This window comes from Alteraurantiacibacter aquimixticola (assembly GCF_004965515.1).
GTDB classification, from domain to species: Bacteria; Pseudomonadota; Alphaproteobacteria; order Sphingomonadales; family Sphingomonadaceae; genus Alteraurantiacibacter; species Alteraurantiacibacter aquimixticola.
Genome location: NZ_SSHH01000001.1, coordinates 149,308 through 172,612 on the forward strand (window position 1 = coordinate 149,308; position 23,305 = coordinate 172,612).

Below are 23,305 nucleotides of genomic sequence, written 5' to 3' on the forward strand. Positions count from 1 at the left end.
ACCATGGCGCGCATGATATCGCGCCGCGCCTGCCCCGTCAGCCCCTTTGCGCGAGCTTGCGTTCGATCGCGGTCCATAGCTGGCCGAAGCTGCGCGCGGCGGGGCTGGTGGGCGCGAAATCGGCGACGGGGCGATGCAGCACCGCGCATTGCTCCACTGCGCTGGCTTGCGGGATGGCGGGCCAGTTCTTGTTCTCCTCGCGCGCCTTGCGGTGCAGGTTGCGCCGCATGTCGAGCATAGAGAGCACCGGCAGGATCGGCGGATGCGTCTTGGTGTGGGCGCGGATCTCGGCGGCGACCATGTCGAAGGCGCGGGTCGAGAGCGGCGAGGGGGGGAGCGGCACGATCACCACAGTGGCCGCGCGCAACACCTGGGCGCTGACCTCGTTCAGCACTGGCGGGCAATCGAGGATGATCCGGTCGTAGCGCTTGCCCAATGTCTCGGCGAGCTTGGCCAGCCGCTTCTTCTTGCCGATCCGCGTCAGCACGCCGTCGAGATCGCGCAGCGACTTGTCGGCGGGCAGCAGCTCCAGCCGGTCGTAATCGGTCTGGCGGATCAGCTCTTCCGGGTCGGCATCCTTGGAGAAAATGGTTCCGGCACTCGCCTTCTTGCGCGGATCGACGCCATAGAGGAAGCCCGCGCCGCCGGCTGCATCGAGGTCCCACAGCAAGGTCTTGCGGCAGGACACCGTGGCAGAGAACCACGCGAGATTGGCCGCGATGGTGGTCTTCCCCACCCCGCCTTTCACGCTGTAGACTGCAATGACCGCCATGGTCCGCGCCGAAACTCCTGCCCCGTGTTCAATGCGTAAACGATGGTGCCGTGCGCGGCGGGGAACCGCAAGTTGTCACATTTTGGACATCCCTGATCGGAACAGCTTGGCCGGTGCGGAGCGCACAAACGAAAAGGGCCGCACCAGCACGGTGCGGCCCTTTTGGGTATTCGAAGACCTGCGAAGATCAGCCGTCGTAATCGGCACCGATCGAAGTCGAGCGGGTCGGCGCAGAGGCCGACAGGCGCATGGCTTCGGCCGACTGGCTCAGCGAACCGATTTCGTCCGCCTCATCCTCTTCATCGGGCAGGAAGTTCTGCAGCGACTGCGTGAGCGATTCCTGCAGCTGCTTGGGCTTCACCGTCTGTTCGGCGATTTCGCGCAGGGCGACAACGGGGTTCTTGTCCCGGTCGCGATCGATGGTGAGTTCGGAGCCGCCGGAAATCTCCCGCGCGCGCTGGGCAGCCAGCAGGACGAGATCGAAACGGTTCGGGACCTTGTCGACGCAATCTTCGACGGTAACGCGCGCCATGGGGCACTCCAATTTCTGTGCAGCTTATGCGGAAAGTGTGCCACCTAGGCGCCAGGGCGCGTTTCGTCAAGGTTTTCCACCGCGAAAGCGGTGCTAGAAGGGGCCATGGACGAGAGTTCCGGCAATGGAGAGAAAACCCTGATTTATCGCGACCCGGCGCCTTTCCATTGCGAGGCGCAGGGCCTGCAGCTCGGCTTCTATCCGGCAGGGCCGGACCGGCTGGACCGTCTGCTGCAGCTCATAGGCGAAGCGCGCGGCAGCCTGAAGCTCGCCTTCTACATCTTCGCGCGCGACGATTCGGGGCGGGTGGTCCGCGATGCGCTCGCCGATGCGGCGCGGCGCGGGGTAGAGGTGACGGTGATCGTCGATGGCTTCGGGGCGGAGGCCGACGGGGACTTCTTCGCCCCGCTCATGGAAGCGGGGGGCAAGTTCTACCTCTTCCTCGCCAAATGGTCGCGCCGCTACCTCATCCGCAACCACCAGAAGATCGTCGTCGCCGATGGGGAGACTGCCATGCTTGGCGGCTTCAACATCGAGGATTCCTATTTCGAACCGCCCGAGCGCAATGGCTGGAACGACCTGGCGATCACCGTCTCCGGCCCGGTGGTCGAACGTATCGAGGAATGGTTCGACCGGCTGGAAGCCTGGGCGGACGATGCCCATTCGCAATTCCGCGCCATCCGCAGGAGCGTGCGCGACTGGAACGGCGGCAACGGCCCGGTGCAGCTGCTGATCGGCGGGCCGACCAAGGGCCTGTCCAGCTGGGCGCATATTATCAGCCGGGACCTGATGTACGGCACCAGGCTGGATGTGATGATGGCCTATTTCTCGCCCTCGCGACGCCTGCGCAGCCGTATTCGCCAGATCGCCCGGAAAGGGCAGACGCGGCTGGTGATGGCGGGCAAGACCGACAATGGCGCCACGATCGGGGCAAGCCGCCTGCTCTATGGCAATTTGCTGAAGGCGGGCGCGCGGATCTGGGAATTCCAGCCCTGCCGCCTGCACACCAAGCTGATCGTGCTGGACGATGCGGTCTATCTCGGCAGCGCCAATTTCGACATGCGCAGCCTCTACCTCAATCTCGAGATCGTGCTGCGGGTGGAGGACCGGCATTTGGCAGACACGATGCGCGGCTTCATCGCACAGCACCTGCCCGCATCGCAGGAGATCACGCGCGAGGTGCATCGCCAGAATGCGACCTGGTTCAACCGGTTGCGCTGGACGATCAGCTGGTTCCTGGTCTCGGTGCTCGACTATTCCGTGAGCCGGAAGCTGAATCTCGGCCTTTAGGGCTCACTCGAAAGCGTCATCCGGATATTCGCCTTCCTCGAGGTCGGAGAAGCGGGTGATCTTGGCTTCGAATTTCAGCCGCACCTTGCCGGTCGAACCGTGGCGCTGCTTGGCGACGATCAGTTCGGCGAGGCCGTGCACGCGCTCCATCTCCGCCACCCAGGCCGCATGTGCTTCGGCGACCTTCGGATCGTCGGCGGCATGCGGCACCTTGGGTTCGCGATTGTTGACGTAATAGTCCTCGCGGAAAATGAACCACACCATGTCGGCGTCCTGCTCGATCGAGCCGGATTCGCGCAGGTCGGAAAGCATCGGGCGCTTGTCGTCGCGCTGCTCTACCGCACGGCTCAGCTGCGAGAGCGCGATGACGGGGACGTTCAGTTCCTTCGCGAGCGTCTTCAACCCGCGGCTGATCTCAGAAATTTCGTTCACGCGATTGTCCTGCGCGCGGCCCGAACCTTGCAGCAGCTGGAGGTAGTCGACCACGACCAGGCCGATATCGTGCCGCCGCTTCAGCCGCCGCGCGCGGGTGCGCAGCGCGCCGATGGAGAGGGCGGGCGTATCGTCGATGAACAGCGGCAGGTCGTTGAGGCGCTGGCTGGCGCGCGAAAGCTCGGCGAATTCCTCATGGCTGATCTTGCCCATGCGCAGTTTCTCGGAGGAAATGCCCGCCTGTTCGGCCAGGATACGCGTGGCCAGCTGGTCCTTGCTCATTTCCAGGCTGAACACGGCGACGCCGGCACCGACCGACTTTTCGATATTGTCCTTGCGATCGCGCTTCAGGCGGGCGGCGCAATTATAGGCGATGTTCATCGCCAGCGACGACTTGCCCATGCCGGGGCGGCCAGCGAGGATGATGAGGTCGGAATCGTGCAACCCGCCGCATTTCGAATTGACCGATTCGAGCCCCGTGGTCTTGCCCGACACATGGCCGCCCGAATTGAGCGCGATTTCGATCAGCGCAATCGCCTCGCGGCTGGCGGCGCCGAAGCTCTCCGCCTCATTGCCCGTAGTCGCGCCTTCGGCCACTTCGAACAGCCGCGCCTCGGCCTGTTCGATCTGGCGCATCGGCTCAACCTCTTCGGAGGTGTCGAGCGCGCTGTCCACCAGGTCGCGGCCCACGCTGATCAGTTCGCGCAAGAGGGCGAGGTCGTAGATCTGCTGCGCCAGTTCGCGCGGGGCGAGCAGGCCCTGACCGTCGGCGGTCAGCTGCGCGAGATAGGCGGTACCGCCCAGCTCCTTCAGCGCCTCATCCGCTTCGAAATAGGGTTTCAGCGTGACCGGAGTCACCACCATCTGCCGTTCCGTCAGCGTCTGGATGCGGTCGAAGATGCGCTGATGCAGCGGGGCATGGAAATGGTCGCCGCGCAGGGGAACCGTCAGCTCCTCCAGCACGCGATTGTCGATCAGTACGGCGCCCAGGAACGCTGCCTCCGCCTCAAGGTTGGCGGGCAGGGCGCGGGTCTTGGCCTCGGCTGCAGTGGCCGCGGTACCGGAACGGATCAGCAGGTCTTCATCGGACATCGTGGGCGTAATGCTCTTGGAAGCGCTACATCGCAAGGCGGTGTCTGCGCTCTAGCCCTGTGGATAGCGGGGATGATTGCTCGGACGCGCCGATTTCGCAATTGCAGCATGGCAATTCCTCTGCGAAAAAGCGGGCATGATGCTGACCACCTCGCCCGATGACCGGATTGCTACTATCGCGCTCGACGAAGCGACGATCATTGCGCGCAATGCCGATATCGAGAGCGAGCGCGAAGTGGCGCTGCGTGACCTTGTCGAGGAAAACGAGTTCCGCCCGCTGCGCGCTGTCGCCAATGGCCATCACGGACCGTGGGAGCTGCGCCTGTCGGTGGTGGACAGCATGCTGGCCGTGGGCATTCGCGACAATGCAGGTGAGGACGCCGGAACAATCGGCCTCGGCATGGGCCGCCTGCGCCGGGTGATCCGCGAATATTTCGCCATTTGCGATAGCTATTACAAGGCCTTGCGCAAGGCGACCGCGGCGGAGATCGAGACGCTCGACATGGCCCGCCGCGCAATCCACGATCGTGGCACGCGGCATCTCCTCAATATGCTCGAGGGCAAGATCGTCACCGATTTCGACACCGCAAGGCGGCTTTTCACCTTGATCTGCGTGCTGCATATCAAGGCCTGAACACTTTACGAGGTCGCATCACGCATCATGGGCAGGAAGCGGGCATTTCCCTGGCGCTGGCGTATTGTCGCCGCCGTCCTGCTGTTGCTGGCGGTTGCTATCGCGTGGCTCTGGTGGGAAGCCCAGCACTGGGTCCCCTCGCGCGAGGAATTTCCCACACAAGGCGTGCTGGTCGGTGCTCGCGATGGCGAGGTGGACTTCCGCACGCTGGCCGCGATCGGCGCCAACTTTGCCTATATCGAGGCGAGCGCGGGCGAGAGCGGGCGCGATGCGCGGCTCAGCGCCAATCTGCGCGCGCTGGAGGAGGCTCCGCTGCCCTATGGCGCGGTCCATGCTTATGATCCGTGCATCCCGGCGGAGCGGCAGGCGGCCAATTTCGTCACCATCGTGCCGCGCGATGCGGCCATGCTGCCGCCCGTCATTGCGCTCGACGCGCTGGCGGAGGATTGCGCCACGCCGGTGAGCGAGGCGGCGGTGGAAAGCGAGCTCACCACCTTCCTCAACCAGGTGGAGAGCCATACCGGCCAGCGGGCCATCCTGCTGCTGTCCTCCCGCTTTGAAGATCGCTATGCTATTGCCAGCCGGATCGAGCGCAATCTTTGGCTTGAACAGGGCTGGCTGGAGCCCGACTATGCCGGGCGGCCGTGGACGCTGTGGACCGCCAACCCGCAGCTATGGACTGAAGTGACCGACCAGCCGCTGCGCTGGGTGGTCGCGCAACCGTGAGGACAGCGATGGACGATCTGCTGGAGAAGGCACGCGCGGCGGCGGAGCAGGCCTATGCCCCCTATTCGAACTTCCATGTCGGCGCGGCGCTGCTGTTCGCCGATGGTTCGGTGGTGACCGGCGCCAATGTCGAGAATGCGAGCTACGGCCTCTCGCTCTGCGCGGAAACCGTGGCGGTCGCGAAAGCGATGAGCGAGGGGCGGCGCGGCGCGCTGAAAGCGGTGGCGGTCTTCACGCCCCACGCCGATACGATCACGCCATGCGGGCGCTGCCGGCAAGTGCTGGCCGAGTTGGCGGGCAGCGACGGCAGTGACCCGCAAGTGATCGGCCTGGCTGATGGCGAATCGCATAGCTGGACGCTGAGCCATTTGCTGCCTGAAGCCTTCCGCTACGATTGACCTCGGTCCCCTTCCTTCCGTTTCGCGCTTGCCGTGTACGGGCAGCAGGCATAGCATCGCCGGCGGGACAGGATGGGAAAGGACAAAGCCCGATGAACAAGGCTCTATTCGCAGCGCTCGCATTTGGCGGGGCGCTGGCCGCCACTCCGGCTGCCGCGCAGGAAACGCCGGTGCTGGGCGCGTGGAATACCGAAGCGGTGACCGATTTCGGCACCTTTGCGGCCGTGCTCACTGTCGCCGAGGCAGAAGATGGCTACACCGTCACCATGGTGGACCAGGCGCCCGCCGGCGGTGCCGGTGCAGCCCCTCCGCCGCCGATGGAAAGTACGATCAGCGACGTAGTGGTCGATGGCAACAGCTTCTCCTTCAAGCGCAGCATGACCACGCCGCAGGGCCCGATGGACCTGAGCTACACGGGCAGCGTCGAAGGCGACGCGCTGACGGCGCAAGTGGCATCGGATTTCGGGAATATCCCCGTCACCGGCACGCGTGCCGAGGCTGAAGCCGAAGAAGCCGAAGAAGCAGAATAGGCGGAAGCGCGGAGGGCTGGCGCCGCGTCAGTCCTCCAGCCATTCGAACAGCGCACCGAGGCAATCGCGCGCGAGCAGCTTGCAGCGTTCGGGGCTCCACCCCTGTGCCGCATCGGGCATGGGCTCGTGGTCCTTGAAGGGCATTTCCAGCGTCATCGCCACCGCGGCGAAGCGCTCGGCCACCTGGTTGGTGCTCATCGAAAGGTTCGCCTTGCCCGCGCCTGCTTCCGGATAGCCCATCAAGGTCTGGAAGTCGGGCGTACGGCGCGTCAACAGGTCACGATAGCGCTTGTAGCCCGCGCCCTGCTTGTCCTTCCATGAGGGGATGCCTTCGAAGCCGGCGAGGAAATTGGCCGGGATCGCCTCGTCCCCATGCACGTCCATCGCGAAGTCGACGCCGCTTTCATCCATCGCATTGCGGATGGCGAGCACTTCGGGTGAGCGCTCGGCGGTCGGCTCGTGCCATTCGCGGTTGAGGTTCACCCCCGCCGCATTGGTGCGCAAATGGCCGCGGAAACTGCCGTCCGGATTGCAATTGGGCACGATGTGGAAGCGGCATAGCTGGCGCAGCTTGCGCGCGATGGGATCGGCCTCGTCGCAGAGCATTTCCAGCGCGCCTTCCATCCACCATTCGGCCATGCTCTCGCCCGGATGCTGGCGGGCATAGAGCCAGACATGCGTGCCGCCATCGCCCAGGATCAGGCAGTCGATCGTCCTGCCATCGAGTGAGTGACCGAGCGTGCGGTGCGTGACGCCCTCGGCCAGCGCAGCCTCCGCCACCAGGTCGCAATGCCGCTCATGGCTGTAGGGTGCGAAATAGGCGAACCAGCAAAGATCGCCCACCGGCGCATGGCGGATCGTCAGCGTGCCGCCATCCTCGCTCTTGTCATAGGAGGTATCGGCGCGGCCCCAGAAAGCGCGATCCTCGGACACGCAGGCGCGATAGCCCGGCCAGCCTTGAGGGTAGGCGCTCGCCTCCAGGCCTGTAATGCGCAGTTCAAGTTCACGCCCCTCGCAGCCGGAGACGCGGAAATGGAACCACTGGTAGAAGTCGCTGTCCTTGTCCTTGGGGATGGTCAGCGTTGCGCGTGTGCCCTCGATGGAGGTGACGGCGATATTGCCGCTGTCGAAAGCGGCGTTGATCTGGATGTCGGTCATTCCACCTCGATAGTCTCGCCGGACCGTCCGGGGAAGCCCGTGAACAGGGCCTCGATCGCGCGGGCGGCGGCGAGCGCCGGGTCGGCATAGTCGCTATTGGCGGTGGCGGTGAAGCTGGCGCGCCCTTCCCACAGGTTCCCGCCGCCTTCCGCCGGACGGATATAGACGGCGACGGTGCGTGCAATCTCCTCTGCCGGGCGGCCCGACAAGTCGATGCCCACGCCAAGTCCCACGCCCGAGCCATAGCTACCCGTGCTCGCCCCGCCACCCACGCTAACGGGGCCGCCGCGCCGGTCGGGCTGGCTGACGCTTTCGGTGATGTCGAGCACGGCGAGCTGGCGCGATGCGCCGTCCACTACGCTATAGCCCAGCGCCGTAAGCTCCTCTGCCAGCTCGGTGCGGTAAAGGCCGAATTCGATTGATTGCGGATCGAGGCCGGTGGCAGGCTGGATGGCGATGGTGCCCTGTACCAGTTCTGCCGGAGTGGCACCAGTAAAGCGCGTCACTTCCACAGGAGAGACCCAGGCAGGGGTGGCGCAGGCGGCGAGGCCGGTGACGGCCAGCGCTGCGATGGCAAGATGACGAAATCCTCTCATACTGTCCCAATGCATAACAGGACGGGAAGTTGCCGCTTCGGCATGCACGAAGGTTGATTTCTGTTTTATCATAATGTGCTATCGGCCCAAGACATGAGCCAGTCCCTCCCCGTCCTCGTTACCGGCGGCGCCGGCTATATTGGCAGCCATGCGGTCCTCGCGCTGCGCGATCGCGGTACGCCTGTGGCCGTGATCGACAATCTCACCACCGGCTTTCGCTTTGCCATACCCGATGGCGTTGCCTTCTACGAGGGCGATATTGCCGATGCCGAACTGGTGGCGCGGATCGTGGGAGAGCAGGGGATCGGCGCGGTGATGCATTTCGCCGGTTCGATCATCGTCCCTGAAAGCGTCGAGAACCCGCTCAAATATTACCACAACAACACCGCCAAGAGCCGCGCGCTGATGGAAGCACTGGTGGGTGCGGGCGTGCGCCACATGATCTTTTCCAGCACGGCGGCGACCTATGGCGTGCCCGAAGTCTCGCCGGTGGCGGAGGACAGCCCGAAGCAGCCGATCAATCCCTATGGCTGGTCGAAGCTGATGACCGAGCAGATGCTGGCCGATACCGCCGCCGCGCATGACTTCAACTATTGCGCGCTGCGTTATTTCAACGTGGCGGGCGCCGATCCGCAATGCCGCAGCGGGCAGTCGACTGCCGGGGCAACGCATCTCATCAAGGTTGCGGTAGAAGCGGCGCTGGGCAAGCGCGACAATGTCTCGGTCTTCGGCACCGATTACGACACGCCCGATGGCACCGGCGTGCGCGACTATATCCATGTCAGCGACCTCGCCGATGCTCATGTGCTGGCACTGGATGCACTGGTGGCGGAACCCGAACGCTCGATGACGATGAATTGCGGCTATGGCCGTGGCTTCTCCGTGCTCGAGGTTCTTGATGCGGTGGACCGGGTGACGAACATGAAGATCGAGCGGGTGATGGGTCCGCGCCGGGCGGGCGATCCCGATTCGCTTATTTCGGACCCTTCGCGCATCAAGAAGACGCTGCCCTGGCAGCCGAACCATGCCGATCTGGACGAAATCGTCGCCCATGCGCTTGCCTGGGAGCGGAAACTGGCCGAATTGCGCGGGCGTTAGCCCTCCGGCGCTTGACTTTCGGGCCGCACCCCCATACCTGCGCCTTCGAAATTCCGGCATCGGGGCGTTCTCCGGTGCCGAATATTTTTCAGGAATAGAACCATGAAGATCCGCAACAGCCTCAAGTCGCTGAAGAACCGCCATCGCGATTGCCGCGTGATTCGCCGCCGCGGGCGCACCTATGTGATCAACAAGACCAACCGTCGCTTCAAGGCCCGCCAGGGCTGATGATGCCGGCCGCGCCGCTGGCTATGCCGGGCGCAGGTCTTTCGCAAAGCCCCCGCCACCACGGGGGCTTTTTGCATGTCTGAGCTCCAGCCAAAAGCCGTCGTCTTCGATATTGGGCGCGTCCTGATCCAATGGGACTTGCGCCACCTGTTCGGCCAACTGATCGAGGATCAGGAGGAGCTGGACTGGTTCCTCACCCATGTCGTATCCGAAAGCTGGCACCACCAGCAGGATGAAGGTCGGCCGCTCTCCGAGATGGTGCCTGAGCGCAAGCGCGAGTTTCCCGACCATGCGCATCTGATCGATGCCTATGCCACGCGCTTTGCCGATACGATTCCCGGTCCTGTCTCCGGAACGCACGACCTTGTCGCGCGGTTGAAGCGGCAGGACGTGCCGCTGTTCGGACTGTCCAATTTCGGCGCCGATTTCTGGGACGAATTCCGCGCCGCGCAGCCGGTGTTCGACGGGTTTCGCGATATCGTCGTCTCCGGCCATGAGAAATGCGCCAAGCCCGATCCGGCGATCTATGCGATTGCGGAGGAGCGCTTCGGCCTGCCTGTGAATCAGCTGTTCTTTATCGACGACAAGGCGGAAAACATCGCCGCCGCCACCGCACGCGGCTGGCACGGTCATGTCTTCACCGATGCGGCAAGGCTGGAAGCCGATCTGATCCGCCACGGACTGCTCACCGCATAGAAAAAGGCCCCGGCGGGGGGAGCCGGGGCCTCAAGTTTTCACCTCTCGGATGGGATTGGAGAGCGGTGAAATCCGTCTTGTCAGCGGTTGCAGCGTTCAAGGCGCTCGGCGTCGAGCGCCTCACCTCCCACGGCAAAACTGGTGATCGCGCCCACTTCGCGCTTCAAATCATGGCAGACGCGCAGCGGGCGCTTGCCGTTTATCGGCGCGGTGCAGCTGGTGCCCGAGCAGCTCCACAGCACGCCGCCCGCGATCACGCGGTTATCGGCGGCAGGTTCTGCCAGTTCGGCAGTGAAGCCGGCGGAACCGCCCTGCGCCAGCGCTGCGGGCGCACCCAGCGAAAATACGGCGGCAGCGGCGGTGAGCGGCAATGCAATCTTGCTCAACGTCATGGGTCTTCCTCATTCATCAGTTGCATTGAAAAACTGGTTGCGAATCGCTACCTAGATTTACAAGTTGTCATTTGCAACCTGTTTCCTGCGAATGTTTTTGGCTTTGCGACGAATGGTTGTAGGACAGCCACAATGACGGATGTGACACATGGGTGAGTTGAGAGAGACTTTTGACAATCCGGCAACTTGCGGCCTGCCGCAGGCGCTGGAAGTGATGGGAGAGCGCTGGTCGTTCCTGATCCTGCGCGCGGCCTTTAACGGCTATGTCCATTTCGAAGATTTCTCCAGCCAGCTCGGCATCGCCCGCAACATACTCTCCAACCGGCTCGCCCGCCTCGTCGAAAATGGCGTGATGGAGCGCAAACCCTGCGAACATGACCGGCGCAAGGTGGAATACCGCCTGACCGAAAAAGGTTACGACCTGCTCCCCGCGATGCTGGCGCTGCGCCAGTGGGGAGAGAAATACGGCCAGAACGTCAATCCGGAGCTGGAACTCGTCGATGCGGAGAAGGGTGAGCCGATTGCCCCCATCGCCATCCGCGCCGCCGACGGGCGCGAGCTAGGCTGGCATGACCTCGCGTGGAAGAAGCGTGGCGAAAAGGGAAAGCCCGACTGCTGCTGAGCTAGAGCAGGCGGTACATCACCAGCGCATCGACATAGTCGCCGGAGGGCAGGCGGAAGGCCTGCGGCAAACGGCCGATCTCCTCCATTCCGACCGAACGCCACAGGTGCAGCGCTGCCGCATTGGTGGCGATCACGAGGTTGAACTGCATCGCCCGGAATCCTTCCAGCTTGGCCTGCGCGAAGCTGTGCTCTGCCATCGCCCGCGCAATCCCGCGCCCGCGCGCGGCGGGCAGCACCATGTATCCGGCATTGGCGACATGCGCGGCAGGGCCGGTGGAATTGGGTTTCAGGTAATAGGTGCCGATGATTCCGTCCGCATCCTCGGCCACCCACACCCGTTTGTCCGGCGCGAACCAGTAGAAGAAAACCTCTTCGCGGCTGGCACCAGGATCGACCGGATAGGTTGTGCCTTCACGCACCACCGGCTCGAGAATCGCCCACAGCGCATCATCGTCGCCGGGCCGCTGCGCGCGGCGGAAGACAAGCTTAGCCATGGCTGCGCGGCATGAAGGCTCCGGCGGCGAAAAGGCCGAACAGGAAGCCGCCCAGATGCCCCTCCCAGGCTATCAATATGCCCGTGCCGCCGAGGAAGAAGGGGATCGCGAAGAGGGCAATCAGGATCAGGTTCGCCTTCACGAAGCTCCATACGCGCGCGCCTAGCTCGCGGCTGAAGACGGGGAGCAGGCGGCCGCCCGGCCGCATGCGCGAGACGAAGCCGATCATACCCGAGATCGCGCCCGATGCACCCACGGCCGGGATCACGCCATTCGGATTGATCGCTACGTAAAGCAGCGCGCCGGCCAAGCCGGAGAGGAAATAGAACAGCAGGAAGCGCAGCGACCCGCCAAGGATCTGCCCGCGCCCCATCACCCAGACGATCGGCCCGGCAAAGGCGAGCAGCACCAGGCTGTTCATGCCGATATGGAACAGGCCGGCATGGGCAAACATGTGGAGGAAGATCGTATCGTAGCGACCTTCCGACAGCGCGGCGGCGGAAATGCCCCATTCGCGCATGTCTCCACCCGGGGCGAGCAGCCATGCGATCCAGCAGATTGCCACCAGCAACCCGCCCGCCAGGTGCACGCTGCGCGGCAGGCCCATGCGTTGCCCGGCACGCGGGACGGACACCGTCCTCATCGGCTGATCGTCAGGCACGCGGGGCCTGTCTTCGGTAGCTGAGTGCTTCTGCGACATGGATACGCCCTACATCGGGTGCGTCGGCCAGATCTGCAATGGTCCGCGCGACGCGCAGGATGCGTGTATAGCTGCGGGCGGACAGGCGCATCGCCTCTGCCGCCTGCATCAGCAGCTGCCGCCCGGCATCGTCTGGCATGGCGTATTCCTCCAGCGCGTCACCTTCCAGCTCCGCATTGGAGCGGATGCCGCGCGCGGTCTGCTTGGCGCGCGCCTCGGCCACGCGGGCGGAGACTTCCGCGCTGCCCTCGGCGGGCGGGGGCAGGGCCATGTCGGCAGCGGAGACGGGGTCGACCTCCACATGCAGGTCGATCCGGTCGAGCAGCGGGCCGGAAACCTTGGACTGGTAATCGGCAGCACAACGCGGCGCGCGGCTGCAGGCGAGCGCCGCATCGCCCAGGTGCCCGCAGCGGCACGGGTTCATCGCCGCCACCAACTGGACATTTGCCGGGTAGGCGACATGCGCATTGGCGCGCGCGACATCGACCTTGCCCGTCTCCAGCGGCTGGCGCAGCGAATCGAGCACGGCGCGCTGGAATTCGGGCAGTTCGTCGAGGAACAGGACGCCGAGATGTGCCAGGCTCACCTCGCCAGGCTTCACGCGCAGCCCGCCGCCGGTAAGCGCCGCCATGCTGGCCGAATGATGCGGCGCGCGGAACGGGCGCGTGCGGTTGATCTTCCCGCCCTCGAGCAAGCCTGCAACGCTTGCGACCATGGAGGATTCGAGCGCTTCGGACGGGCTCAATGGCGGCAGGATGCCGGGCAGGCAGCTCGCCAGCAGGCTCTTGCCCGCGCCCGGCGGGCCGATCATCAGCAAATTGTGGCCGCCGGCGGCGGCGATCTCAAGCGCACGCTTGGCGGTCTCCTGCCCCTTCACTTGCTTCAGGTCGGGGCCGTGGTCGGGCTCGTCCACTTCGCCCGGCTGCGGATCGGGCAGGCGACTGGTGCCTTTCAGGTGATTGAGCAGGCTGACGAGGTCGGGCGCGGCAATCAGTGGCACATCCGATGCCCAGCGCGCCTCGCTCCCCTGCACGGCGGGGCAAATGAGGCCCTTCTCCTCCTCGCTCGCATGCAGCGCCGCCAGCAGCACGCCGGGCGAGGGGACGATTCGGCCGTCGAGCGCCAGCTCTCCCACTGCCACGAAGTCGGCAAGCTGTTCGGCATCGGTCACGCCCATGGCGGCGAGCAGCGCCAGCGCGATCGGCAGGTCGTAGTGCGAGCCTTCCTTGGGCAAGTCCGCGGGCGAGAGATTGATGGTGATCCGCTTGGGCGGCAGCGCAAGGCCCATGCTGGCGAGCGCGGATTGCACCCGCTCCTTGCTTTCGCCCACCGCCTTGTCAGCAAGGCCGACGATACCGAAACGCGGGAGGCCGGGGGCGACCTGGCACTGCACTTCCACGGGACGTGCCTCGAGCCCCAGATACGCGACCGTTTGAACCAATGCGACCAAGTGAGATTTCCCTTTTGCCTACGTGATAACGCGCATGTGGCCCGTGTCGAGCGAACACGTGGTAAATTGCTCGAAAACCGAATTTTTTAACGATCAGTCAGGAGCCGCCGCGCAGTGCTGGCGGTATGCGCATCGCCGCCATCCTCACCGCCGTTCTTGCCGCGGGCCTTGCTGCGCCCGCCGCGGCTGAGACCTATGTCTATGAGGAAGTGGTCGTCGAATGGGTGGAGACCTCCGCCTCGCGTTTCGTCTCCCCGCAAATGGCCGAGGCCGAACAGCAGGCGATCGCCGCCTACGGCCCCTTCCGCGTTATGGATGCGACCCGTGCCGCGCTCGTGGGGATCACCACCAGCTACACGCCCGCCGAATTCGACCTGATGCTGGCCGATTATCCGGCCATCGCCACCATCGCCTTTATCGAATGCCCGGGCACGCATGACGACCGCGCGAATTTGCGCCTGGGCCGGATGATCCGCGAACGCGGGCTGGCGACAGTGGTGCCGGAAGGCGGCTCGGTGCGTTCGGGGGCGGTCGAGCTGTTCCTGGCCGGCGAGACGCGCCGGATCGACGATGGGGCGGAGTTCGCCGTCCATGCCTGGCTCGATGAACGCGGTATGGGCGCATGGGATTACGCCGCATCCTCGCCGGAGCACCGGAAGTACCTCGACTATTACCGCGAAATGGGTATGAGCGCAGAGGACGCCGCGCGCTTCTATGCCATGACCAATTCGGTGCCGTTCGAATCGGCGCTATGGCTGACGGGTGCCGAAATGCGCGGCTGGATCGATACACCGGCCGAAAAAGGCGCAAATACGGATGGCGGGGGCGACAAACCGCGCCTTGCCTATCTTGACTTCGTCGAAACGCTCAACTAGTTGCGCGCCCATGTGACGGCCGCCCGTGCTGGCGGCCCTATTTGTTTATGAATTCGAGGACAGACCCATGAAGCGCACTTTCCAGCCGAGCAACCTTGTGCGTGCCCGCCGCCACGGCTTCTTCGCCCGCAAGGCGACCCCCGGTGGCCGCAAGGTCCTGCGTTCCCGCCGTCGTCGCGGCCGCAAGAACCTCTGCGCGTAATTTGTAGACCTTCAAACGCCGGGCGCGCGCATCCGCGCGCTTGGCTTCCGGCCTAACCGGCCGACGCGCGTTCGCGCTTGCGGGCTGCTTTAGCAGCCCGTTTTCGTGTCCCGCATCGCAGGTAGGCGCTGGTTCGGTCCGCAGGACCGCAAGGGCGAACGCCCGCCCGCAGGTGCCCCGTACCCTGAGCTTGGCGAAGGGGAAGGGAATTGCACCGAGGACGCGCGCCCGGATTGGCGTGCGGAAAACAAAAGATTCGGCGGCTGGCGATTCGCTTCCTATCTACCCCCTCGTGACAATCACCGTCCTCACCAAGCGGGCCGATTTCCTCGCCGCCAACAAGGGATTGCGCAATGCGCGGCCCGGTTTCGTGCTGCTGACGCGGCCGAACCGCGGACAGGGCAAGCGCTTCGGGATCACGGTGACCAAGAAGGTCGGCAATGCCGTGGTCAGGAATCGCATGAAGCGCCGTTTTCGCGAGCTGCTGCGCGATGCTTTGCCCGAAGAAGGCATGGCCGATACCGATCACGTGCTGATCGGCCGCTCCGGCGGGATCACGCGCGATTATCACCGCATGCGGGGCGAGCTCTCCCATGCGCTCAAGGCGGCATCCGAAGGCAAGGGCGACCGGCCCCGCCCGCAACGAAAGCCGCGCAAGTGAAGCGCGTCCTGATCCTCATCGCGCGCGGATGGCAGCTCGGCCCCAGCCGTATCCTGCCGCCCACCTGCCGCTACCAGCCCAGCTGCAGCGAATATGCTATCGATGCGCTGAATAAACATGGTGCAATCAAGGGTGGATGGCTGGCATTGAAGCGGCTATTGCGCTGCCACCCTTGGGGGGGACACGGATATGACCCGGTGCCGTAGAGGCGCATCGGGCAGGAATTACCGGACGGGAAATTATCTTGGACAACCAGCGTAACCTCATCCTCGCCGTCGTGCTGAGCCTGGCCCTGCTCCTGGGCTGGGACCTCGTCATGTCGCGCTTCTTCCCGCAGCCCGAGGCGGTGGTGACGAGCGAGAATGCCACGCCCGAGCAGATCGCCGCCGACAGCCCGACGCAGGCCGTGGAGATCGAGCGCGACCTGGCGACTGAGCTGGCGAGCGCCGATCGCGTCCGCATCGATGCGCCGGAAATCGAGGGCTCGATCAATCTCCTCGGTGCGCGTGTCGATGACATTGAGTTCAAGACCCATCGCGAGACGATCGCGCCCGACAGCGGCCCGGTGCAGTTCATGGCCCCGCTCGGCACCGATTTGCAGCACTTCGCCCGCTTCGACTGGCTGGGCGAGGGCGTGACCACGCCCACGGCGCAGACCGTCTGGACTGCCGATGGAGAGATGCTGACGCAGGATACCCCCGTCACGCTCAGCTGGGACAATGGCGAGGGGCAGGTCTTCGCGCTCACCTATGCGGTGGACGAGCATTACATGCTGACCGTCCGCCAGGCGGTGACCAATAATGGCGAAGGCACGATTGCCGTGCGCCCGCGTGCGCTGATCAACCGCACCAGCGAGACGGCCGACCGCTCGACCTGGAACGTCCATTCGGGGCCGATCGCCTCGATCGACGGCTCGGTGAATTTCGACTGGGACTACGATGAAGTGGCCGAGGAACCGAACGGCCAGGTGCGTCTAACCGGTCGTCCGGGCTGGGTGGGTTTTACCGACATCTACTGGATGAGCGCGCTGATCCCTGATGCGGGCGCCGAAACGCAGGCCTCCTTCACCGAAGCCGGCGCCGACAAATATGCCGCCGTCCTGCTCTACGACACCGCCACCGTCGGCTCCGGCCAGACGCTCGAACGCACGACGCAGCTTTTCGCAGGTGCCAAGGAAAGCGCGGTGCTGGATTCCTACCAGGATGCCGGTATCGAACAGTTCGGCCTCGCCATCGACTGGGGCTGGTTCCGCTTCATAGCATGGCCGATGTGGCAGGTGCTGATCTTCCTGTTCGACCTGGTCGGCAATTTCGGCCTCGCCATCATCTGCCTGACCGTGATCATCCGCCTGCTGATGTTCCCCATCGCGCAGAAGCAGTTCGCTTCCATGGCGCAGATGCGCGCGGTGCAGCCGAAGATGAAGGCGCTGCAGGAACGCTACAAGGACGACAAGGCGCAGCTGCAGCAGGAAATGGCCAAGCTCTACAAGGAGGAGAAGGTCAATCCGCTGGCGGGCTGCCTGCCGATCTTCCTGCAGATCCCGATCTTCTTCGCCCTCTACAAGACGCTGCTGCTGGCGATCGAGATGCGCCACCAGCCCTTCTATGGCTGGATCCATGACCTTTCGGCGCCCGATCCGGCGAAGATCCTCAACCTGTTCGGCTTGCTGCCTTTCGATCCGCCGGGCTTCCTCGGCATCGGCATCCTGGCGGTTCTGCTGGGCTTCACCATGTGGCTGCAGTTCAAGCTGAACCCTGCAGCAATGGATCCGATGCAGCAGCAGATCTTCATGATCATGCCCTGGGTGCTGATGTTCGTGATGGCACCTTTTGCCGCAGGCCTGCTGCTCTACTGGATCACCTCCAACCTGCTCACGCTGGCGCAGCAGAAATATCTCTACTCCCGCCATCCGCAGCTTAAAGCGCAGGCGGAGAAGGATGCCGCCGACAAGGCGCGCGCGGCTGAGCGGGACAAGGCATAGACCGGAGGCGAATGTGACCGAAGAAGAGGAACAGCTGGCCGAAGAGGCATCGCGCCTGTTCTCCGGCCGGGTGGAGTTCCTCCTCTCCGCGCCGCAGCTCAAATTCCTGCCCGATGGCGATTATCCCGAAGTGGCCTTCGCCGGCCGCTCGAATGTCGGCAAGAGCTCGCTGATCAATGCGCTGACGGGCCGCAAGTCGATCGCGCGCACATCGGTGACACCGGGGCGTACGCAGGAACTGAACTTCTTCGAGGTGGGCGATCCCACGCAGTTCCGCTTTGTCGACATGCCAGGCTACGGTTTTGCCAAGGCGCCGCTGAAAGTGGTCGACAACTGGAAGAAGCTGGTGCGCACCTATCTGCGCGGGCGCGTGCCGCTCAAGCGCACGCTGGTCCTGATCGATAGCCGCCATGGCCTGAAGGAAGTCGACCGCGAGATGATGACCATGCTCGACGAGGCGGCAGTCGGCTATCGCCTGGTGCTGACCAAGGCGGACAAGGTCAAGGCGAGCGAGCTGGAGAAGGTAAAGGCCAAGGTGGCTGAGGAAGCGCGCAAGCATCCCGCCGCACATCCGCAGCTTCACGTCACCTCATCGGAAAAGGGCATGGGGATCGCCGAACTGCGCGCCGCCGTTCTGGCCGATATTCGCAGTTAAGTGTTTGTAGATTCGCGAGAATTCCTCGCGGTCACGCATTCCGAAGCCTGAAAGAAAAAAGGGCGCCGTGAGGGCGCCCTTTCTCTATCTCGTTTCTTGAGACTCTCAGCCGTGACGACCGCCGAAGAGCCAATCCCAAATTGTGCGACGCATTGTGTGTCTCCTTGTTTGGACACACGCAAACTGCATTAACCATTTTTGTTTGTAAAGTTTAAACCATGTTGGTTAGGGATTGTTTTTTGTCAACTGATTGAAATACCAAGATTTCTTTGAAGGGAATAGGGCGCGAAATGGCGAATCCCTGCGCTACGAGGCAGCCCGAATCGCGCAAGATGGTTAATGTTGCCTCGTCCTCGACCCCTTCGGCCACCACGATGACTCGCAAGTCTTTTCCAAGGTTGAGCACATTGCGAACGATCGCCGCCGACTTGGGATTGTCCTTGATCGCGGAAGTAAACGCGCGGTCGATCTTCAGTTCGGTGAAGGGCAGGCGCTGCAAGGCTTCAAGGCTGGCCGCCCCAACGCCAAAATCGTCCATCGATATCTTGGGGCCCAGCGCGGCAAGGTCGTTGAGGATTTCGGCCGCGCGTTCGTAATTGGAGATGCGGTAGGTTTCGGTAATCTCCAGCGTGAGCCGGTGCGGGTCGAAGCCCGTGTCCTGCAGGACCTCGCGCACCATGTTCACGATATCGCGTTCATGCACCAGCGTTGCCGACACATTGACTGCTACAGACAGCGGAAGCCCCTCTTCCTCGAAGGCAATTCCGGCCTGGCAGGCATCGCGCAATACGTGCCGCGTCAACTGGCTCATGCGGCCGGCATTTTCGCACTGGCGGATGAAGTGGTCGGGCGGGATCAGCCCCTTTATCGGGTCGCGCCAGCGCACAAGCGCCTCCACTCCCACCATCTCTCCTGTCGCGACCAGGATCTTGGGCTGGTAGATCAGGTAGATCTCGCCATTGGAAAGCGCCGCGTCGATGCGCGCCTGCAGCGAGATGTTCCAGATCAGGTCCTCGTCGCTCGCCAGTTCGGCAATCTCGATCGGCTCATAGGTTTCGGTTGTCCCCTCCGCCGCTTCCACCGCGCCTGCCAGCCGGCGTACCACATTGGGGCTGGGCGTGATGTCGACGCCGAAAGTGATGCCGACATCGACCTGGTTGTCGTCCACCAGCAGCGGAGACGAGAACAGGGCCCGCAGGCCCTCCAGGTGTTCGCGAATGATTGCCGGCTCTTTTTCCGGTAAGGTCCAGGCGATCAGGTGGCCCGGCCCCAGGAAGATTCTCGCATCTTCCTTCGCCGCTCGCAGACGTCCGATGATCCTCAGCATATATTCGCTGTGCAGGTCGGAGGGGAGCGTCTTGCGGACTTCTTCGAAGCGGTGAATCTTCGCCACGATGATCGCCGGTACCGTCTCGGCCACGTCCTTGCTGTTCTCCAGTGCGGCGAATGTCGGCAGGCCGGTGTCGGGATCTTCCAGGCGATAGCTGGTGCGCCAGTTGGCGCGCACCCGCATCGCGGCATAGATCAGCAGCAGGAACAGGGCGCCCGCAATCTCGATCTTCACGCCCATCAGGGCCGTGACATAGACCGCCACGCAAAGGCCGATTGCGATGCCAGCATAACACGCCCGGCGCAGCATGCGGCGGTTCGACTGGCTGAGGAGGTAGAGCGCGAAGAGCACCGTCAGCAGCACGGTGTAGGACCCGATAGTATCGGTAAGGCCGGCCTTCAGAGTCTCGGCCGCATAGATGTCGACCATCGATGCGGGCACTTCGATATGGCCGGGGATATTGGAGGCGTTGGTGTCGGCGCGTTTGAGGTTGCCGATCACCACCACCTTGCCATCAACATCGGCATCCGGCTGCTGGACCGTGCCCAGAGGGCCGGAGACCGGCTGCAGGTCCTGGTACCGATGAGTCGGGATCGATGCGAGGTCGAAGCCGTAATTGATGCGGAATTCTTCACCTGGTTTGGCGGATTGCCCGGCAATCGATGCAGGCAGGCTAGGCAGCGCCTGGTCGCGGAAGCTCACCACATATGGAGACGTCCAGGTATAACCGAGAAAGTTCCGCCAGCGCTTGCTGCCGACGACTTCGACCCGCTCTCCCACAGTGGGAAAGCTGCGTTCCATTTCGTCCACGCCGTTGAGGCCGGTAGTAATGCTCTGCACGAGGTAGGCTTGGCCGTCATAGGCGCGCAGGGCGGTGTTGAGTGCGCTGTCGGCATCCGGAGTGGACGGGCGGTCGAACACCATGTCGAGATAAACACGTTCGGTGCCGGATGCGCGCAGCCTGTCCAGCGTTGTGGCCAGTCGCTCGCGGCGTTCGGGAGAATCCGGATCGGTCAGGTCCTCGGCCGAACCGACATAGACGATGTCTCCGGAAGCCGGGAAGCTGGCGAGGCGCGACTGCGTCACCCAGGTCATCTGGTCGATCGGTTCGATGATGGTCAGGAACGTCAGGACGAGCGCGATCAGCCCCGCCCAGCTGGCGTGACGGATGCGCTCCATCGCGCTGATCCGTTCCTTGGTCGCCGACATCAGTTGACCCGTTCACCTTTTTTCCAGCCCAGCACGGGCCATCTGTCCAAACTCTAGACACACGATGGTAAACAAACCCCTGACAGCGGCGATTTCGTAAGAAACCTCTTAACCCCGTTTTGGGACAGTGAGGTTCCTCGTGGCGTCATATTGTTCAGCCTCGACAGTGCGAGCATGAATGGTTAGGGGCGCGAGGGAGGATACAGGGACCTTCCATGAAGCTGATCATCGGTAACAAGAACTATTCCAGCTGGTCGCTGCGCGGCTGGCTGGCGGCCAGGCAATCCGGCCTGCAATTCGAGGAACTTACCGTTCCGCTCTATGGCGAGGACTGGGAGGCGAAACGGCGGGACGAGGGCCATTTCCAGCCCTCCGCCGGCAAGGTCCCGGTACTATGGGACGGCGACGTGGTGGTGTGGGACAGTCTCGCCATCATGGAATATCTGGCGGACAAGGTCGGCCGCGACCGTTTCTGGCCGAAGGGTGACGGTGCCCGGGCGATGGCCCGCTCCATGGTCGCCGAAATGCACAGCTCCTACCTGTCGCTTAGGCGCGAGTGCCCGATGAATATCCGCGCGCGCATCGGGGTCGAGCTGTCGGAAGAGACGAAGGGCGATATCGTGCGCATTCTCGGCCTGTGGGCCGAAGCGCGCGCGCGTTTCGGCAAGGGGGGGCCTTATCTGTTCGGTACATTCGGCGCGGCGGACATCTTCTATGCGCCCATCGTCAGCCGCTTCATCACCTATGGCATCGGCGTGCCGGGCTTTGCGGAGACCTATATGCAGGCCCTGTGGGAACATGCCTGGATCCAGGAATGGGTCGAGGCGGCCGAGGCCGAGGAATGGACCATCTCGCAATTCGAGGTGGCCACGGCCGGGTGAGCCGCACCACCGTCAGTAAGGCGTGCCGTCCTTATGCGTGAAACCCTCCGGGCCGAAGCGCATGTCGATATCGGAATATTCCCCGCTATCCTCCTCGTGACCGGCGCTGACGGCCAGTAGCACGCAGTCGCTATCCGAACGGTTCTGGATCACGTGGCCATTGGGCACGCCGCCGGGAAACACCGCGATATCGCCCGGTCCCAGCACGGTTTCGCCCTCATCCTCGACCAGCACGGCCTCGCCTTCCAGCATCACTACCAGCTCATCGGCGTGATCGTGCCAGTGGCGCTGCGAGGTCCATGCCCCCGGCTTCAGCACGACGTGATTGGCGCCCAGTCTCGTCAATCCGCTCGCGGTGGCGAAGCGGCGCTGCCAGCGTCCTTCCACCGCCTTGTCGTGCGGCGGCGGATAGCCTGTGCGATTGACTGCATCGATGGCGTCGAGATCGAGCTTGGGCATGGCGTCGGGCTCCTGCTTGTCACCTGTGCGCATAGTCCATATGCCCGCTTCCCGGAACAAAGGATTGCACATGTCTGACCCGGTCGATCTGACCAAACGCCTGATCGCCTGCGAAAGCGTGACGCCCGCAAGGGGCGAGGTCTTCGATTGCCTTGCCGCCATGCTCGAACCGCTGGGCTTCGATTGCCAGCGCTTTGCGCGCGGCGACGGCCCGGAAGGCAGCGACGAGGAGGCGGTGGAGAACATGTTCGCCATCCGCCGTGGCCCCGAAGGATCGAAGCATTTCGCCTTTGCCGGCCATGTCGACGTCGTGCCGCCGGGCGAGGGCTGGGCGAGCGAACCGTTTGGTCCCGAAGTGCGCGGCGAGTTGCTGTATGGCCGCGGCGCGGTGGACATGAAGGGGGCGGTGGCCTGTTTCATTGCCGCGCTGGCGGCGATTCCGGCCGAGGCGGGCACGGTCAGCCTCATCATCACCGGTGACGAGGAAGGCCCGGCGCTTCACGGCACGCGCGCGCTGATCGACCTGATGCGTGAGCGGAATGAGATTCCCGATCTGATCCTCGTGGGCGAGCCTACCAGCGTGAACCGGCTGGGCGACATGATGAAGATCGGCCGGCGCGGTTCGGTCAATATCTGGCTGGAGGTCGCGGGGACGCAGGGGCACGTCGCCTATCCGCATCTGGCGGACAATCCGATGCCCAAGATGGTCGCCATCCTCGCCGAGCTTGATGCGCTGGTGCTTGACGAGGGGACAGACTGGTTCCAGCCGAGCAATCTCGAGATCACCGAGTTCGATGTGCCCAATCGTGCGCATAACGTGATCCCGGGCAAGGCGAAGGCACGTATCTCGATCCGTTTCAATGACCTGCATACAGGCGCAGAACTCTCCGAGCGCGTCACGGCAATAGCCGAAAAGCATGGCGGCACGGCGCGGCCGGTGATCTCTGGCGAGCCCTTCCTGACACCGCCGGGCGACTTCTCGCAGATGATCGCCAATGCCGTGGAGGCGGAAACGGGCGTGGTGCCCGAAGCTTCGACCAGTGGCGGAACCTCCGATGCGCGCTTCCTCAAGGACCTCGCCCCGGTGATCGAGTTCGGCCTGGTCAATGCGACCATGCACAAGACCGATGAAGCGGTGGCGCTTGACGATCTCGCCACGCTGACGGCAATCTACCGCCGGATCGTCACTGCCGCACTCAGCACCTGAGAA

At 63.9% G+C, this 23,305-nt stretch carries 28 protein-coding genes; 17 read left to right on the plus strand and 11 right to left on the minus strand.

Going from position 1 to position 23,305, the window contains the following annotated elements; translation table 11 throughout:
• Positions 1–37: 37 nt before the first annotated feature.
• The gene (locus E5222_RS00560; RefSeq protein WP_136691532.1) at positions 38–772 is read right to left on the minus strand and encodes a ParA family protein; all 735 of its coding nucleotides are present in this window, start codon (positions 770–772) and stop codon (positions 38–40) included.
• Positions 773–959: 187 nt separating this feature from the next.
• Positions 960–1,304, minus strand: coding sequence for a DNA-directed RNA polymerase subunit omega (rpoZ, locus tag E5222_RS00565; protein WP_136691533.1), 345 nt, complete (start codon positions 1,302–1,304; stop codon positions 960–962).
• A gap of 105 nt (positions 1,305–1,409) precedes the next feature.
• Between rpoZ and E5222_RS00570 the strand changes: the two genes are divergently transcribed.
• Entirely contained in the window at positions 1,410–2,594 is a 1,185-nt protein-coding gene (locus E5222_RS00570) for a phospholipase D-like domain-containing protein (protein ID WP_136691534.1), read from the plus strand.
• Positions 2,595–2,597: 3 nt separating this feature from the next.
• On the opposite strand, the gene E5222_RS00575 is transcribed toward E5222_RS00570, so the two are convergent.
• Positions 2,598–4,118 (minus strand): replicative DNA helicase, encoded by a 1,521-nt coding sequence (locus tag E5222_RS00575; protein WP_136691535.1) that lies wholly within the window; start codon positions 4,116–4,118, stop codon positions 2,598–2,600.
• A 136-nt stretch (positions 4,119–4,254) separates the two neighbouring features.
• Here E5222_RS00575 and E5222_RS00580 point away from each other — a divergent pair, with 136 nt between their 5' ends.
• The 4 genes from E5222_RS00580 (at position 4,255) to E5222_RS00595 (ending at position 6,406) form a co-directional block, all read left to right on the plus strand.
• Positions 4,255–4,752: a UPF0262 family protein gene (locus E5222_RS00580; protein WP_136691536.1), complete on the plus strand. Its 498-nt coding sequence runs from the start codon at positions 4,255–4,257 to the stop codon at positions 4,750–4,752.
• A 27-nt stretch (positions 4,753–4,779) separates the two neighbouring features.
• Positions 4,780–5,478, plus strand: a complete 699-nt coding sequence (locus E5222_RS00585; protein WP_136691537.1) for a glycoside hydrolase family 25 protein — start codon at positions 4,780–4,782, stop codon at positions 5,476–5,478.
• Between the two features lie 8 nt (positions 5,479–5,486).
• Complete coding sequence (locus E5222_RS00590) at positions 5,487–5,876, plus strand: cytidine deaminase (RefSeq protein WP_136691539.1); 390 nt, start codon at positions 5,487–5,489, stop codon at positions 5,874–5,876.
• 92 nt (positions 5,877–5,968) lie between these two features.
• Entirely contained in the window at positions 5,969–6,406 is a 438-nt protein-coding gene (locus E5222_RS00595) for a hypothetical protein (protein WP_136691541.1), read from the plus strand.
• A gap of 27 nt (positions 6,407–6,433) precedes the next feature.
• Here the strand turns inward: E5222_RS00595 and E5222_RS00600 are convergent, their stop codons facing one another.
• A complete protein-coding gene (locus E5222_RS00600; protein WP_136691543.1) occupies positions 6,434–7,564 on the minus strand; it encodes a M14 family metallopeptidase in 1,131 nt (376 codons plus the stop codon).
• Complete coding sequence (locus E5222_RS00605) at positions 7,561–8,160, minus strand: LPS-assembly lipoprotein LptE (protein ID WP_136691545.1); 600 nt, start codon at positions 8,158–8,160, stop codon at positions 7,561–7,563. The genes E5222_RS00600 and E5222_RS00605 overlap by 4 nt, the downstream gene beginning before the upstream one ends.
• 93 nt (positions 8,161–8,253) lie before the next feature.
• On the opposite strand from E5222_RS00605, the gene galE reads away from it, so the two are divergent.
• The 3 genes from galE to E5222_RS00620 all read left to right on the plus strand — a co-directional run bounded on the left by galE (position 8,254) and on the right by E5222_RS00620 (position 10,182).
• Entirely contained in the window at positions 8,254–9,258 is a 1,005-nt protein-coding gene (gene galE, locus E5222_RS00610) for a UDP-glucose 4-epimerase GalE (protein WP_136691547.1), read from the plus strand.
• Between the two features lie 102 nt (positions 9,259–9,360).
• A complete protein-coding gene (gene ykgO / locus E5222_RS00615) occupies positions 9,361–9,486 on the plus strand; it encodes a type B 50S ribosomal protein L36 (protein ID WP_007165381.1) in 126 nt (41 codons plus the stop codon).
• A gap of 75 nt (positions 9,487–9,561) precedes the next feature.
• Entirely contained in the window at positions 9,562–10,182 is a 621-nt protein-coding gene (locus E5222_RS00620) for an HAD family hydrolase (protein WP_136691549.1), read from the plus strand.
• Between the two features lie 80 nt (positions 10,183–10,262).
• Here the strand turns inward: E5222_RS00620 and E5222_RS00625 are convergent, their stop codons facing one another.
• On the minus strand, positions 10,263–10,574 hold the full coding sequence (locus E5222_RS00625; RefSeq protein ID WP_136691550.1) for a CC_3452 family protein: 312 nt from the start codon (positions 10,572–10,574) through the stop codon (positions 10,263–10,265).
• A 148-nt stretch (positions 10,575–10,722) separates the two neighbouring features.
• On the opposite strand from E5222_RS00625, the gene E5222_RS00630 reads away from it, so the two are divergent.
• Positions 10,723–11,196 carry a winged helix-turn-helix transcriptional regulator gene (locus E5222_RS00630; RefSeq protein ID WP_136691552.1) on the plus strand — a complete coding sequence of 158 codons (474 nt, stop codon included), beginning with the start codon at positions 10,723–10,725 and terminating at the stop codon, positions 11,194–11,196.
• 1 nt (position 11,197) lies between these two features.
• On the opposite strand, the gene E5222_RS00635 is transcribed toward E5222_RS00630, so the two are convergent.
• The 3 genes from E5222_RS00635 to E5222_RS00645 are packed head-to-tail and all read right to left on the minus strand — an operon-like array spanning position 11,198 to position 13,842.
• Positions 11,198–11,692 carry a GNAT family N-acetyltransferase gene (locus E5222_RS00635; RefSeq protein ID WP_136691554.1) on the minus strand — a complete coding sequence of 165 codons (495 nt, stop codon included), beginning with the start codon at positions 11,690–11,692 and terminating at the stop codon, positions 11,198–11,200.
• Positions 11,685–12,392 (minus strand): rhomboid family intramembrane serine protease, encoded by a 708-nt coding sequence (locus E5222_RS00640; protein WP_136691556.1) that lies wholly within the window; start codon positions 12,390–12,392, stop codon positions 11,685–11,687. Before E5222_RS00640 ends, E5222_RS00635 begins: the two co-directional genes overlap by 8 nt.
• Entirely contained in the window at positions 12,346–13,842 is a 1,497-nt protein-coding gene (locus E5222_RS00645; RefSeq protein WP_136691558.1) for a YifB family Mg chelatase-like AAA ATPase, read from the minus strand. The genes E5222_RS00640 and E5222_RS00645 overlap by 47 nt, the downstream gene beginning before the upstream one ends.
• 125 nt (positions 13,843–13,967) lie before the next feature.
• Here E5222_RS00645 and E5222_RS00650 point away from each other — a divergent pair, with 125 nt between their 5' ends.
• The 6 genes from E5222_RS00650 to yihA all read left to right on the plus strand — a co-directional run bounded on the left by E5222_RS00650 (position 13,968) and on the right by yihA (position 18,216).
• Positions 13,968–14,717: an alpha/beta hydrolase gene (locus E5222_RS00650; RefSeq protein ID WP_136691560.1), complete on the plus strand. Its 750-nt coding sequence runs from the start codon at positions 13,968–13,970 to the stop codon at positions 14,715–14,717.
• Between the two features lie 67 nt (positions 14,718–14,784).
• Entirely contained in the window at positions 14,785–14,919 is a 135-nt protein-coding gene (rpmH, locus tag E5222_RS00655) for a 50S ribosomal protein L34 (RefSeq protein WP_136691562.1), read from the plus strand.
• A 292-nt stretch (positions 14,920–15,211) separates the two neighbouring features.
• A complete protein-coding gene (gene rnpA / locus E5222_RS00660; protein WP_246021488.1) occupies positions 15,212–15,580 on the plus strand; it encodes a ribonuclease P protein component in 369 nt (122 codons plus the stop codon).
• Positions 15,577–15,786 (plus strand): membrane protein insertion efficiency factor YidD, encoded by a 210-nt coding sequence (gene yidD / locus E5222_RS00665; RefSeq protein WP_136691564.1) that lies wholly within the window; start codon positions 15,577–15,579, stop codon positions 15,784–15,786. Before rnpA ends, yidD begins: the two co-directional genes overlap by 4 nt.
• A gap of 38 nt (positions 15,787–15,824) precedes the next feature.
• Positions 15,825–17,561, plus strand: coding sequence for a membrane protein insertase YidC (gene yidC / locus E5222_RS00670; protein ID WP_136691566.1), 1,737 nt, complete (start codon positions 15,825–15,827; stop codon positions 17,559–17,561).
• A gap of 13 nt (positions 17,562–17,574) precedes the next feature.
• Positions 17,575–18,216, plus strand: a complete 642-nt coding sequence (gene yihA / locus E5222_RS00675; protein WP_136691568.1) for a ribosome biogenesis GTP-binding protein YihA/YsxC — start codon at positions 17,575–17,577, stop codon at positions 18,214–18,216.
• Positions 18,217–18,427: 211 nt separating this feature from the next.
• Here the strand turns inward: yihA and E5222_RS00680 are convergent, their stop codons facing one another.
• Entirely contained in the window at positions 18,428–20,755 is a 2,328-nt protein-coding gene (locus E5222_RS00680) for an EAL domain-containing protein (protein WP_136691570.1), read from the minus strand.
• A 215-nt stretch (positions 20,756–20,970) separates the two neighbouring features.
• Here E5222_RS00680 and E5222_RS00685 point away from each other — a divergent pair, with 215 nt between their 5' ends.
• Positions 20,971–21,636, plus strand: coding sequence for a glutathione S-transferase family protein (locus E5222_RS00685; protein ID WP_136691572.1), 666 nt, complete (start codon positions 20,971–20,973; stop codon positions 21,634–21,636).
• A 12-nt stretch (positions 21,637–21,648) separates the two neighbouring features.
• Here the strand turns inward: E5222_RS00685 and E5222_RS00690 are convergent, their stop codons facing one another.
• Positions 21,649–22,095 carry a cupin domain-containing protein gene (locus E5222_RS00690; protein WP_136692859.1) on the minus strand — a complete coding sequence of 149 codons (447 nt, stop codon included), beginning with the start codon at positions 22,093–22,095 and terminating at the stop codon, positions 21,649–21,651.
• A gap of 70 nt (positions 22,096–22,165) precedes the next feature.
• Here E5222_RS00690 and dapE point away from each other — a divergent pair, with 70 nt between their 5' ends.
• Positions 22,166–23,302, plus strand: a complete 1,137-nt coding sequence (gene dapE / locus E5222_RS00695) for a succinyl-diaminopimelate desuccinylase (protein ID WP_136691574.1) — start codon at positions 22,166–22,168, stop codon at positions 23,300–23,302.
• Positions 23,303–23,305 lie beyond the last annotated feature (3 nt).